Here is a 14,242-nt window from a genome sequence, read left to right as displayed (position 1 = left end):
ACCACCCACTTGGCTGATACCTACCATCAAACAAATCACCAAACTAAAACAAACCTCAAAAAAAGAGAAAACACCATGCCTAGCAAACAAAGACCCCAAATAATCCCACTACACGTCATTCAGTGCTCAGACAAAAGCAAAGCCATCTTCCCCTACAAAACCATTAACTTCGCCTTCATAAAATATGGCCTAGCCAAACAAAAAGCAGAAATCAAAACCTAAAACCAAAACGGGGTCAGAACGGGGTCAGATCCCTAGGGATCTGACCCCATATCGAAGCCGAGAACTAAAGCTCAAATCCAACCCCCAAAGGTAACTCCAAAATGCCAAGACAGCCCCGCCAAACCACCCCAGGCATTCCCCTCCATATCGTCCAGCGCGGCTGCAATCGGCAACAAGTTTTCCACGACGAGCAAGACCACGTAAAATACCTAAGCCTACTAAGAACAAAGTCCAGCCATTACAAAGTAAGCATCCACGTTTGGGTGTTCATGAGTAATCACATCCATCTACTCTGTACAGCAGAGCAATCAAACGCCCCCTCAAAAATGATGCAAACCCTAAGCATTGCCTACAGCAACTACTACAACAAAAAATACCAGCGCAGTGGCACACTTTGGCAAGGCCGCTACCGCTCAAAGCAAATTACTCACGATAGTTACCTGTTGTGTGCTTATCGTTACGTAGAGCTAAACCCCGTCCGAGCTGGCTTAGTTAACCACCCTAGCCAATACAAATGGTCCAGCTACAACTGCAATGCATTTGGCAAAAGTGACAATCTTACAACAGCTCATTCCATATATGATTCTTTAGGAAATACCAAAGAACAAAAACAAACCAACTACCAAAACCTCTTCCAAGAAGCGTTAAACCCCAAACAAATCCAATCAATCCGAACCACCTAACACTCGGGGTCAGATCCCAAGGGATCTGACCCCACGTCGAAGCCGTGATCTAAAATTCAAAGCCAGTACTAAAACGAATCCACAGCTCCTCCATAGAAAACAGCAAGGCCACAACCGTCGTGCCCACACCCGGGGTCAGATCCCACGGGATCTGACCCCTTACGCCCCAAATCTAGCCACCAAAATTGATCAATTTCAGCCATTGGGCTTTGGCCCACGAAATGTTAAATTAAACAGCAATAATAGAGGCCTAACCTCTACCGTGCTATGCAGGACGCAGTAACTCGCTAACAGGGTGTAAGGAATAGCGAGAGTCCATTAAATAACCAACATAAAACAAAGGATTGAAAAATGTCTGCAGATCTGAATATCGTCATCATGGCTGGTGGCTCGGGTACTCGCATGTGGCCTATGTCCCGCACGGCCTATCCGAAGCAGTTTCTAAACCTCAATAGCGACAGCAGCATGCTGCAAGAAACCGTGCAGCGCCTTGAGGGCTTGGCCGATCACCAAACCACCATTATTACCAACGAAGAACACCGCTTTTTGGTAGCCGAGCACTTACGCCAGTTAGATACCAAAGCCGAAATCTTATTAGAGCCCATTGGCCGCAACACCGCCCCAGCCATTGCCTTGGCAGCCTTTAGAGCTCAACAGAAAGGTGAGGGCAGCCAGCTTTTATTGGTATTGGCGGCCGATCATGTCATAGAAAACACTCAAGAGTTCCAGCGCGTCGTACAACAGGCTTTACCCATTGCCCGCGATGGCAAGCTAGTCACCTTCGGCATCGTACCCGATAGCCCCGCTACAGGTTATGGCTATATTCGCCAAGGCGAAGCCCAAGCCGATGCCTTTAAGGTAGATGCCTTCGTAGAAAAACCAGATTTAGCCACCGCAGAAAGCTACCTAGCCAGTGGTGAATACTTATGGAATAGCGGTATGTTCCTATTCCGCGCTGATCGTTATCTAGAAGAGCTAAAAGAATATCGCCCGGATATATTCCAAGCCTGCGAGCAAGCCTCTCAAAACCTTGCTGCCGATTTAGACTTCTTAAGAATCAACAAGGAAGCCTTCGAAGCCTGCCCAGACGATTCCATCGACTACGCAGTAATGGAAAAAACCGATCAAGCGGTAGTATTACCATTGGATGCTGGTTGGAGCGATGTCGGCAGCTGGTCGGCCCTATGGGATATCAAAGAAAAAGATGCTGATGGCAATGTTCACCAAGGCGACGTGATAGATAAAGACAGTCACAATAACTTTGTTATCGCTCAAGAAAAATTAATCGCCACCATCGGTGTAGATGACTTAGTCATCGTGGATACCAAAGATGCTGTGTTAGTCGCTGATCGCAGCCGAGTGCAAGAAGTAAAAGATATTGTTAGCACACTAAAAAAAGAAGGCCGCAGCGAACATGTGCAGCACCGCGAAGTGTATCGCCCATGGGGCAAATACGATTCCATCGACGCAGGCGAGCGCTACCAAGTAAAACGTATTACCGTAAACCCAGGTGCAAAACTTAGCTTGCAAAAACATCACCACCGCGCCGAGCATTGGATCGTGGTTAGTGGTACAGCCAAGGTAACCAACGGCGACAACACACTACTACTCAGCGAAAACGAATCCACCTACATCCCAATCGGTGTAATACACTGCCTTGAAAACCCAGGTATGATTCCCCTAGAAATGATTGAAGTACAATCGGGCTCATACCTAGGCGAAGATGATATCGTACGCTTACAAGACGACTACGGCAGAACAAAAGAATAAAAGGCAAGCAAAGTCGGGGTCAGACCCTCATAGGGTCTGACCCCACCTCGAAGCCAAAAAACCAAAACAAGGCAAGGGAACAAAATGCCAGCAGCAAAAATAGGCCAGTTTAAAAACAGCTTCACCAACACCACCACCGGGGTCAGACCCCCACGGGGTCTGACCCCACTCTACCTACTGGCACTAACCCTAGTCACCCTACTAACCACCCCAATAACAACCCCAAAATCCCAAGCGGCCGAATACGGCGTAATCACCGCCAACTTCGTCAAAGTTCGCCAAGGCCCAGGCTCTGATTACCCCGGCATTAGCCAGCTAAATAAAGGCCATGTAGTCACTCGCTTACGCGTACAAGGAGAGTGGACAGAAGTCAGTTTTATCAATAAAAACCTACCCAAGGGCAAACAACAACGCACTGGCTGGATGTCATCACGCTATATTAAAGTAGACCCAGTATCGAACCGCCCAAAAAGAAATAAAAAAACCAACGCTGCAGAATTCACCGCGTTAGTACAGCCTCACCCCATAGGTGAAGGCGTACCACATCAAGTGAAAACTAAATCGCTAAAAGTGCGCAGCGGCCCCAGCACCAAACACATCCGCCTAAGCGCCATACCATTTGAGCACCCAGTAATGGTGTATAACAAAGATAACGGCTGGGCCAGAATAACCACCATAGATCCAAACAACGATGGCAAACGCCTACACGGTTGGGTAGCTGCCCACTTCCTAAAAAAAGACTGGGCCACAATAAACGCCCTAGCAAAAACAAAGGTAAAACCTCAACCAATCCGGGGTCAGAACCCCAAGGGTTCCGACCCCAAATCCGCCACCAAGCCAACAAACACCCAGGGTCATAACCTAAACGGTTCTAACCCTAAAACCGGCATCCAAACCGCAGCAACCACAAAAGCAGCAGCCCAAACCCAGGGTCAGAACCCAATCGGTTCTGACCCTAATGCCGGCACCCAAACCGCAGCAAGCACAAAAGCAGCAGCCCAAACCCAGGGTCAGAACCCAATCGGTTCTGACCCTAATACCGGCACCCAAACCGCAGCAAACACAAAAGCAGAAGCCCAAACCCAGGGTCAGAACCCAATCGGTTCTGACCCTAATACCGGCACCCAAATAACAGCAAGCACAAAAACAGCAGCGAGGCCCAACCAGCCCGCTAACAAAACCCCATGGCCAGAAGAAAACCCAGATAACCTCGTCAGCAACCACCCAATGCAAAAACAAAGCGCAAAAACCGAGCCGCCAACGTCCACAACACCAAGCTTTAAAGATCGCCTGGCTGGCAATGCTTCCCTTGCTGAGCCCGAACAAGCAAAACCAAGCAGCGCTACAACAAGAAAAAGACAATCAAACCCAACAGGCCAACCCGTTCTGCTAACCCTAGAAAAAGAACTACTAGCCTGCCAACGCACCGACGATAAAGAAGTAAAAGCTTGCGAACTAACCATGCGCTTCGCATTACAGGGCGAGCCAGATATCACCCGTGCAAAAGTGCGCTGCGAAGCTGATCTGCTAGTAGGCATGGCCGAAGGCGATCCAGTACGCTACCCACTAAATCAAGAGCAAATTTACAAAGTAGAACAAGAGTCCAATAGCCACCAAATGGTAACCACCCTAGAAGCCAGCGGCGGCGACTATAACATCCGCACCGTAGATCTACTTTCACACCGCTGCGCAGTAACCGCCTTCGGCCGCAGCAAAAAGAACTAAACCAAAAAGGGGTCAGAACCCAAGGGTTCTGACCCCACCTCGAAGCCGAGATCCCAAATGCCCTAACCATAGCGCCCAAACCCAACCCGGGGTCAGAACCCAAAAGGTTCTGACCCCAAATCGAAGCCGAGATCCAAAATCCCCAGCCACCCCATCAAACACCAAAAACCCTAACTCAATCCCCGACGCTTCCTCTTCCCTTGATTCGGAAAATAATAAACAATCAACCCAAGCGCCAATACCACCATAAACGTCCCAGCATTCGCCGGCATCTGCAAGTTAAAATCCACCGTAGCATGAATCCCCATCGCTAAAACCGCCATGGCCACTCCAAAACCAATTCCTCGCAGCAATCGATCCCCACGCCGCATCTGCGTCGCCAAGCCCAAATAAAAAACCACCATACAAAGCAACAGCAAAGGCAAAAAGCCAATCAAACCAAATTCCAACATAAACTGCAGATAATCATTATGCGCTAAATTATAAAAAGAGCGCCCTGTCTCATAGGTACGATATTCCGGAAAGGCCGTATAAAAACTACCGCCCCCCAAACCCGTCACATAAACCTTATCAAGTAAAGGGGCTGCATTTTTAACGACATCATCACGAGTTTCCTTTTCACTCGCAGTAGCTTCTAAACGTTGAGCAACTTTATCTACCCCAAAAAAAGTACCCACCACAGCAATATCAATAATTACCAAGCTGGCCAGTAAAACAAACAAACCTTTCCATGAGCCTTTATTCTTTACCCGCTTATTAAAACGCCCAAGAATCAAAGCCAGCGGGCTAATAATCATCAAGCTCGCAAAAAAGGAGGTATTACCCATGCGCGAATGGGTCATAACAAGGCCAGCAACAATCATCACCAGGCTTAAACGCAAAATAATTTTGCGACTTAAAATCGCCTGCATCCAACGCCGGCCATGCTCTCGAATACTTTTAGCCGGCGTACTGGCCAAGGTAGATATCATCAAACCAATACCTATCGAGCTGCACATCACTAAATAACCCGCTTGGCTATTGCGATTCACAAAAGTACCGGTATTAACCCCAAAGTAAGTATCCTTCGGAACAAAAAATAAATACTCAATACCGCTTAAATTCATAAAGCTGCCATACAAGGCTTGAAACAGCGCACTAAGCACCAACACCCAGGCACAAGCTTTAATTCGCTCTGTACTATTGATTAGCAAAAAACACAGCAAGAATATTAATATATAAGCCAGCGCAAGCATGCTGCTTAAATAGGCCGAAAAGGTATCAATATTGGCTTGTATACTTAAATACAACTGCCAGCTAAAACTTAGCCCCAGCAGTAAAAAGGCGGGCCAGGCTACCCTAAGTGGCTTAGGTACTTGCAAGGCATGAACAATATAAAAACGAATAACAAAGGCGCTAAGAACATATACCCAAATGCACAGCAACATGCTCGCCCAAATACGTTTGCTGGCTAAGGGTAGGGGCATCCAGGCGAGTAAGCCCAAGAACCAATAATAATATCTATTAACAATGGCATTACCTGATTGCGATAGCAGGGTGCTCATACATCATCCATAAAGTTATTTTTATAAAGGCAGGGTGTTGCAGACAAAAATAAAGCGCCGCAAAGGGCGCTTTATTATGTAATGTATGTTTACGTTAAGCCGTAAACACAAAGCTTAGGCAGGGCTGGCACCACCGCCGCCGCCGCCGCCACCACCGCCGCCGGCACCACCAGAACCACCGGCGCCACCAGCACCGCCTGCTCCAGCATTACCAGTTCCTGCGTTACCGGTATTTCCGGTATTGCCCGTATTACCAGTGTTGCCGGTATCACCGGTATTCCCAGTATTACCTGAGTCACCAGCATTACCTTGCTGGCCACCAGCCGCCGTCGCACCGGTTACTTGGCCTGCAACCGTTGGGTTGGCAGCAATCGCGGCCTGAACAAAGTTAGTGTTGTTGCCAGGTTGCGCTTGAGTTGCACCCTGTACAATATTATTTGCCACTTGTGGGGCCGCTGTTACCGCTGCGCCAACAATCGCTTCAGCTGCGGTAGGTGCTGCGGTTACTGCTGCATTGGTAATAGCTTGTGCATTATTAGGCGCCGCACTAACTGCAGCTGAGGCAATCACCGCCGCCTGGGCTGGCACTGCAGCGATAGCCGCTTGGGTAATGCTTACAGCCGCCGCCGGGTTAGCCGCTACAGCCGCTGCTACAGCGGCAGCTACTTGTGAGGCATCATTGGCCGCAATAACGGCTACGGCTTCTTCGGCAGTCATGCCGTCAGCAATAGCATTTGCCAGTACATCGGCAATAGGAACATTATTGGATAAATCGGATGCTACATCGGCATTGGCCATTAAAGGCAATAGCAATGATAACAGCAGGGGCGATACGCCCTTTCTGAATAAACTAGGCATTGAGGTTTCTCCTTGAATGCGTTCAATCGCTTTTTCTTCCATTGCAGCTTCAATGCTGTTTTGCGCCGTGTTGCCTAGGTTGCTTAAGTGCTTTGGATACCTCTAGTACTGTCAGCCGTACATCTTCTAAGGAAGCATTAACAATCGCAAATGGCGCTGCAATCTAAGACCACTTAAAATTCTAACAAAGCTAATGAACTTAGGTAAATAAAATTTCCTAAAAAAACGACTAACGCGACAAAACTTAAGTGCCTGTCGTATAAGCTAACTGATAGGAATGTTTAGTTTTAAAGTCTTATTTCGAGCTAACCCTGAAAAAACGACAAATACTCTGGCTCTAAAGTTTATATAACTCCTAAAAATACAAACCTTATTAAATCCCTTTGGTTATTATAAAAATGCCTGCAAATTCCTTAATCTTATAAAAACCGAGTTGTCCAGCCAGTTATCGACATTTTGTCGCTTAAAACACCAAAAACCACAAAATCGTGATTCAGCTCACATTAATAATGTTGCTCGCATCAACTTAATTACTTAGACTGCTCGCCAATTCTTAAGGATTTATAGTTAAAAAGTAATAAAGTTAAATCCGTAAAAAAAATTACATAGTGGCAAGATAAGATTCTGCCAGCTAAGTATTTGGGATCAAATTTATTAGGTTCAACATAAAGAACCAGGGAGATTTCTAAGACGGAGTTTGGAAAAGGCCAAGGGAAATAGGGTGTTCTCGCAGTTAAAAGGGTAGATTAGCGCGCCAAAAAGAGTGAGCTAAAGGGAGGCCAGAAACTGCTGGGTTGGCTTTACAAGCGGCGGTCGGTATGAAGTTCACCGGGACGGTGATTTACTGACATAACGCTGCGGTAAACAGTGGTATTAAGCCGCGCTAAGCCAACCAACTATTCCAATCAATCGAAGCTATTAGCTCTAGCGAAAGAATAAGAGTAAGCCTTCGATAAACATAAAGCCCCCAAACCAATGAAATAAACAAGAGTGCCTTAAAGGTGATTAGCGCTCATGTTTGATGCATTTTTTTGTCTGTTTTTATATATGCCAGCATTTATAAAAACGGCCAATTGCAAGATCAGTAGGTTATAAGCGTAGAAGTAAATAGATGTAAGAGGCTGCACAGACGGCTGACATAAATCCAGGATGTAACGGATTAATAGGAATGTGACAACGCTCGGAGCGGATCATGGAGTCACAGGGAAATCACGCCGCCAATATGGCAGGCGAGCATATAGCAAACAACAACATACAGCAGGCAGGGTTAAACGAGCCGGCATTTGGCGCCGCCGTAAATTCTGAAGCTATTCAGCAGGCAATATTGCCCCAGGCAGGGGTAGATGTGCCTCAAGGCCGGCGCCTGCTAAAAAACAATCAAAACCTAGTGGCATTTTTACAACTGGCCTGCGATATCGCTTGGGTAGTTGCCAGCCTTTGCACGCTTGCCTATATAAAGATGGGTGCTATCAGCTCTGACTATCGTGTGCTTGCGGTGCTCAGTGCCTTTGCCATTGCCTTTGTATATAGCAGCCAAGGCATACACCGCCGATCGACAGGGCACTTTAATAGTGTGCTGCGCATTAGTATTGCATGGGCTACTACAGTCGCTTTGTTGGCAGTGCTGGGTTTTATTACCAAAACCAGCGTCACCTATTCGCGCGAAGTTTTATTAGTGTGGTTTGCAACAGCATGGGCAGGCCAAATAGCTGCTTACTTTGCCTTCCATTATTTAACGCGTATGTATCGCGCTCACCATTCCCACTCTATACCCACATTAGTTATCGGTAGCGGAGCAATCGCCCAGCAATTAGTAAACAGCCTAAACCGCAACCCATGGGTGCGCGATAATGTAGTGGCTACAATTAAAGTAGAGGGCGAGCCGGATTTACAGCCAGGGCTACAAACCAGCGTAGCCGAAAGCGAATACGCAGCCGCACAAGAATTAGGCGAAGAAAAAACACTCGATGTCTTCGCCCAAAAGCGCAAGCGCCTATTCAACGTAAAGCTAAACCGCAAACTAGCCAACGTCCCCATCATCGGCAAGCTAAGCAGCACCTACCTAAACAAACCCGCCTTCACAGAGTTCAAGGCGAGCGAAGCAACGCCACACACGGGGTCAGATCCCAAGGGATCTGACCCCAAAATCGAAGCCACTAATCAAAATGCGGCCCCAGCCTCATTCACAAACCGCCTATCCCTAGTAGTAAACCACAACAAAAACCAAGCCCAAAAACAAAAACTAGAAGAGCTGGCCGCCTACACAGAAATAAACCACATCAGCTCGCTAATAAAAATCGTAGAAGCCTGCGGCATAAAACGCATCTACATAGCCCTGCCTATGTTGCTATCCCAACAAGTAAGCAAACTAAACATCGAGCTAATGGATGCCAATGTAGACATCATCTGGGCACCAGATATCTCTGCCCTAAACCTAGTAAACCACTCAGTACGTGAAGTGGGCGGCGTACCACTGATATCACTAAACGAAAGCCCGCTAACCAGCTCGCGCTTATCTACCGTGCTAAAAGACTTAATGGATAGAAGCATCGCATTACTGGCCCTAATTGCGCTATCGCCCATCATGCTAACCATAGCGGCACTGGTAAAACTAAGCTCGAAAGGCCCAGTAATTTTTAAGCAGCAGCGCCACGGCTGGGATGGCAGCATTATTGAAGTGTGGAAGTTCCGCAGCATGCGCCAACACGATGAGGCAGGCGGCGAAGTAAAACAAGCGACCAAAAACGACGATAGAGTAACCCCCATAGGTAAATTTATTCGCCGCACTTCCATCGATGAGCTGCCCCAACTAATAAATGTATTGCAGGGCCGCATGAGCCTAGTGGGCCCGCGCCCACACGCAGTAGCGCACAATCACTTTTATAGCAAAAAAATAAACCGCTATTTAGCGCGCCACAGAATTAAGCCTGGCATCACAGGCCTAGCCCAAGTAAGCGGCTGCCGCGGTGAAACAGAAACGCTGGATAAAATGGAAAAGCGTGTGGAGTTTGATATGGCCTATATCAATAACTGGTCGCTGTGGCTGGATATGAAGATATTGGCTAAGACGCCATTCACGCTTTTTGCGAAGGATATCTACTAAGTAGAGGGATCTTTAATGAAAATTCTAACTGTATTTGGCACTCGTCCAGAGGCCATAAAGATGGCGCCACTGGTGCGTTCTCTAGAAAAAAATCCGAATTTCGAAAGTGTGTTGTGTGTAACAGCTCAGCATAGAGAAATGTTGGATCAAGTGTTGGGTTTATTTGAACTAAAACCTGACTATGACTTAGATATCATGGCGCCGGGGCAAGATCTATACGATATCAGCTCTAAAATTCTCCTAGGGATGAGAGAGGTGCTACGCGATAGCAAGCCAGATGTTGTACTAGTGCACGGTGATACATCAACAACCTTCGCGGCGAGTTTGGCAGCTTACTATGAACAAATACCAGTTGGCCACGTTGAGGCAGGCTTACGTACCGGAAATATATACTCACCCTGGCCAGAAGAAATGAACAGAAAGCTGACTGGTGCGATAGCGTCTTATCATTTCTGCCCAACGGAAAAGTCAAAGCAAAACCTCTTATCTGAAGGAATACCTGAAGAGAATATTTGGATTACTGGGAACACGGTAATTGATGCTTTGCAGTGGGTAGTAGCGCGAATGGATAAGGATGAAGAGCTCAGAGCAACAGCGGCGAAATGCTTTGGATTTCTCGATGATAATAAGAAAATGATACTCGTAACAGGCCACCGTAGAGAATCTTTTGGTGGTGGCTTTGAGAGGATATGTGAAGCTATAAGAAAAATAGCAAATAAATATCCAGATGCCCAAATCGTTTATCCAGTTCACTTAAACCCAAATGTGCAAGAGCCTGTAAATCGACTTTTAAATAACTTGGAAAATGTATACTTAATCAACTCTCTAGATTATCTCCCATTTGTATACCTAATGAATAAATCATATCTAATTTTGACCGACTCTGGCGGAGTGCAAGAGGAGGCTCCATCTCTGGGTAAGCCTGTTTTAGTAATGCGAGAAAACACTGAAAGGCCAGAGGCTGTAGATGCAGGAACAGTTAGGTTAGTTGGTACGAGTGTTGAAAGAATAGTTAATGCGGTAAGTGGGCTTTTCGAGTCACGTTCAAGCTACAAGGATATGGCTAAAGCTATCAATCCCTATGGTGATGGCATGGCATGCAGCAGAATATCAGAATCATTAGCTCCAGGTGTAAAGCGAGTAGTAAATATATGAATTTTAAAACCGTATCCGTTATTGGGCTGGGCTATATAGGGCTGCCTACTGCAGCCATATTAGCATCTAGAGGTGTCAATGTTATTGGTGTTGATATCAGTACAGAAGCTGTTAATACAATTAATAGCGGTGGGGTGCATATAGTCGAGCCGGATCTAGATATCGTAGTGAAGGCTGCCGTAACAACAGGAAAGCTTAGAGCGACAACTGAGCCAGAGCCAGCGGAAGCTTTCTTAATTGCTGTGCCGACACCATTTAAGGTGGGGAACAATGAACCAGATCTCAGTTATATTAAAGAAGCTATTAAGTCTATAGCGCCAGCATTAAGCAAAGAAAATTTAGTGATACTAGAGAGCACCTCTCCTGTTGGTACTACTGAGAAAGTTGCGTGTTGGTTAAAAGAATATAGGCCTGATCTAACAACTCCACTTGATAAGGGGGAGGAAGCTGATATTAAAATTGCTCATTGTCCAGAAAGGGTTATGCCCGGTTCGGTGCTCCAGGAACTAGTGACCAATGATCGTGTGGTTGGAGGTCTTTCTGCTGAGTGCAGCCGTAAAGCGGTGGAATTATATAAAATTTTCGTTAAAGGTGAATGTATAACTACGAAATCAAGAACTGCGGAAATGGCGAAACTGACGGAAAATGCTTTCCGGGATGTGAATATAGCTTTCGCAAATGAGTTGTCGGTGATCTGCGAGAAATTGAAAATAAATGTATGGGAGTTAATAAGGCTATCAAATAGACACCCAAGGGTGAATGTATTGAGCCCTGGTCCTGGTGTCGGAGGGCATTGTATTGCCGTTGATCCTTGGTTCATAGTAAGCAGTTGTCCTGAAGAAGCGAAGTTGATTCAGCAGGCTAGAAAGGTAAATGATCGAAAGCCGTATCATGTTATTGACAAAGTTATAAAATCAGCAGATCAATACAAAAAACCAGTGCTGGCTTTTCTTGGGTTGACCTTTAAAGCTGATATAGATGATCTTCGAGAAAGCCCGTCTATGAGAATTGTTGAAGAAGTTTCTGAAATGGGAATTGGTGAGGTTTTGGTGGTAGAGCCGAATATTACCAGCCTGCCTGAAAGTCTAGCGTCAAAAGGACTGGAGCTATTACCAGTAGTCCCTGCATTGGAACGAGCGAATATAATTGTTCTGTTAGTAGATCATAAGGAGTTCCTCTCTATAGAGCGCAGGTTGTTAAGTGAAAAAGTAGTTATAGACACTAAGGGTATATTCTAGTGTACGGAGTAATACTGGTATGAGATATGGAAGCAATTATGAATATCTTGAAAATATTTAGAAAACTAAAAAGCAAGTTACTATTTACATTGGCTAAAGATGCGTATGAGGTGGCGCAATTTTACAGAAATATAGGAATGGAAATAGGAGAAAACACAGCAATTTACAAGACCGTGAGGTTTGGTAACGGAGGCAGAGATCCGATTACCATTGGTAGTGACTGCGTGCTTACGGGCTGCACTGTCCTAGGGCATGATGCATCGACAAACAGGTTGATGGGCTTTGAGAGAGGTCGACCTTCTGTAACTAAAGAGGTGGTTGTAGAAGACGGTGTGTTCATTGGATTTGGAGCGATAGTTCTAATGGGGGTTACTGTAGGGGAGGGTGCGATAGTTGCCGCTGGTGCGGTCGTTACCAAAGATGTTCCCGCGAACTCAGTCGTTGGTGGAAACCCTGCCAAGGTTATTTGCAAGACTGAGGAGCTATTAGAACGTAGAAAACTTTGTTTATGATAAAGCGCTTATTCCTTGGCGGTGGAGTAACTGCTCTGTCTGCGGTTTACCAGCAGCTATTTAGTATATTGGTTGTGGGGGTGTTGGCTAGATACCTTAAGCCTGAAGACTTTGCGCTGATTGCAATGATTCTTCTGTTTTCAAATTTTGTAACAATGCTATCTAGTGTGGGTTTTGGGCAAGCAATAATAAATAAAAAACACATATCCGAGAACCAGATATCGACCCTTTTTTGGCTTGGGTTGGCTCTGGGAGTATGTTCCGTTTTTGTGTTGAACTTATTGCGTCCAATAGCAGTGAGTATTTTTGGCCAGAATCAACTGTCTGAATTAATCCCCTTGTTTTCATTTATATTTGTTATGAGGCCTCTTTATATAATTCAGAGGAGGATAAATGAAAAAAAAATGAAATTTGCAAGGCTGGCGGTGTTCGATGTGGTGTCAGTTACTATATCGGGGATGGTAGCAGTTTATGCGGCTTTCGCAAGTTATGGTGTATATGCGCTTGTTATACAACTTGTGCTGCTTCACGCTGGTTACTTAGTAATATTTATGTTTTCAGATCGTTGGCCCGGAAAGCTATACTTCAATTTTAGCGAAGTAAAAGGATTGGTAGAATATTCCATAAAGTACAAAATTGGAGAAGTGATAGTCTACTTTGAGAAGAACATTGATCTCCTAATACTTTCCAAGGCCCTGTCGGCATCAGGCTTTGGGCTTTATTCGTTCCTAATGAAGGTTGTATCTTCGCCCCTAAGGAAAGTCACGCAGGTTATGGTTACAGTTTTGTTTCCGTACTTTTCGAAAGAGAAGGATAATTTTCCTATAGAAAAACTCGCTTCGATTTCCAGCTTCTCTATTTTGTTGTTATTTCCCTTATGTTCGGTTGCATTTGTATACTCGGAATACTTGGTGAGGTCTGCTTTAGGAGAAGAGTGGCTTGGTTTGGTTGGGATATTTCCTATAGCTGCACTTGGAATCGCGCTTCAACTTTTAGACGGTTTACTAAATATATATTATCCGTCCGTAGGGAAAGTGACCAAGTTTATAAATTTATCCATTTTAAAGTTTATAGTGACAGCTATGCTTGTGTTGGGTGGGAGTATATTTGGGCTAAAGGGGGCTTGTGTTATGTATACAGTTTCTAAATTAGTTAACTATATTTTAAGCGGTTATTATTTGTATAAATACACGGAGGACTGTAAGAAGCAGTTCACTAGTGTGTTCATGGCGCTCCTGTATTCGATGTTTCTTACTGCTCTAACTGTGCTTATCGCTGTGGAAGTTGGTGCGGTGGGGATTGTCGGGCTTGCCTTCTCAGTTTTGTTCTCTTTGATAGCTACCTCAACGTTTTATCTTCCAGCTATTGTCCATTCTTGGGGAGCGAGGAGTTGATCAGTAAAAACATTGATGGTATTCGCATATTACATGTG

At 45.6% G+C, this 14,242-nt stretch carries 9 protein-coding genes and 1 pseudogene; 8 read left to right on the top strand and 2 right to left on the bottom strand.

Annotation, left to right across the window (positions count from 1 at the left end):
- Positions 1 to 323: 323 nt before the first annotated feature.
- From Q1A41_RS19370 to Q1A41_RS19360, 3 genes are all read left to right on the top strand, one after another.
- A complete protein-coding gene (locus Q1A41_RS19370) occupies positions 324 to 905 on the top strand; it encodes a transposase (RefSeq protein ID WP_299982537.1) in 582 nt (193 codons plus the stop codon).
- Between the two features lie 351 nt (positions 906 to 1,256).
- Positions 1,257 to 2,675, top strand: coding sequence for a mannose-1-phosphate guanylyltransferase/mannose-6-phosphate isomerase (locus tag Q1A41_RS19365; RefSeq protein ID WP_299982536.1), 1,419 nt, complete (start codon positions 1,257 to 1,259; stop codon positions 2,673 to 2,675).
- Positions 2,676 to 2,759: 84 nt separating this feature from the next.
- Positions 2,760 to 4,400 carry an SH3 domain-containing protein gene (locus Q1A41_RS19360; protein WP_299982533.1) on the top strand — a complete coding sequence of 547 codons (1,641 nt, stop codon included), beginning with the start codon at positions 2,760 to 2,762 and terminating at the stop codon, positions 4,398 to 4,400.
- A gap of 170 nt (positions 4,401 to 4,570) precedes the next feature.
- Here Q1A41_RS19360 and Q1A41_RS19355 read toward each other — a convergent pair whose 3' ends face one another.
- Both Q1A41_RS19355 and Q1A41_RS19350 read right to left on the bottom strand, forming a co-directional pair.
- Positions 4,571 to 5,944 carry an O-antigen ligase family protein gene (locus Q1A41_RS19355; protein WP_299982530.1) on the bottom strand — a complete coding sequence of 458 codons (1,374 nt, stop codon included), beginning with the start codon at positions 5,942 to 5,944 and terminating at the stop codon, positions 4,571 to 4,573.
- A gap of 114 nt (positions 5,945 to 6,058) precedes the next feature.
- Entirely contained in the window at positions 6,059 to 6,802 is a 744-nt protein-coding gene (locus tag Q1A41_RS19350; protein ID WP_299982527.1) for a hypothetical protein, read from the bottom strand.
- A gap of 1,192 nt (positions 6,803 to 7,994) precedes the next feature.
- Between Q1A41_RS19350 and Q1A41_RS19345 the strand changes: the two genes are divergently transcribed.
- The 5 genes and pseudogenes from Q1A41_RS19345 to Q1A41_RS19325 all read left to right on the top strand — a co-directional run bounded on the left by Q1A41_RS19345 (position 7,995) and on the right by Q1A41_RS19325 (position 14,204).
- Complete coding sequence (locus tag Q1A41_RS19345; protein WP_299982525.1) at positions 7,995 to 9,905, top strand: exopolysaccharide biosynthesis polyprenyl glycosylphosphotransferase; 1,911 nt, start codon at positions 7,995 to 7,997, stop codon at positions 9,903 to 9,905.
- A gap of 15 nt (positions 9,906 to 9,920) precedes the next feature.
- Positions 9,921 to 11,060, top strand: coding sequence for a UDP-N-acetylglucosamine 2-epimerase (non-hydrolyzing) (wecB, locus tag Q1A41_RS19340; RefSeq protein ID WP_299982522.1), 1,140 nt, complete (start codon positions 9,921 to 9,923; stop codon positions 11,058 to 11,060).
- Entirely contained in the window at positions 11,057 to 12,298 is a 1,242-nt protein-coding gene (wecC, locus tag Q1A41_RS19335) for a UDP-N-acetyl-D-mannosamine dehydrogenase (protein ID WP_299982520.1), read from the top strand. Before wecB ends, wecC begins: the two co-directional genes overlap by 4 nt.
- Positions 12,299 to 12,606: 308 nt before the next feature.
- Positions 12,607 to 12,810, top strand: a pseudogene (locus Q1A41_RS19330) (DapH/DapD/GlmU-related protein); the annotation flags it as partial.
- Positions 12,807 to 14,204, top strand: coding sequence for an oligosaccharide flippase family protein (locus tag Q1A41_RS19325; RefSeq protein ID WP_299982517.1), 1,398 nt, complete (start codon positions 12,807 to 12,809; stop codon positions 14,202 to 14,204). The pseudogene Q1A41_RS19330 and the gene Q1A41_RS19325, both read left to right, overlap by 4 nt.
- Positions 14,205 to 14,242: the final 38 nt, after the last annotated feature.

Origin of the sequence: uncultured Pseudoteredinibacter sp. (genome assembly GCF_947502065.1) — a bacterium.
GTDB lineage: Bacteria > Pseudomonadota > Gammaproteobacteria > Pseudomonadales > Cellvibrionaceae > Pseudoteredinibacter.
This window is presented reverse-complemented; position numbering and strand designations above follow the sequence as displayed.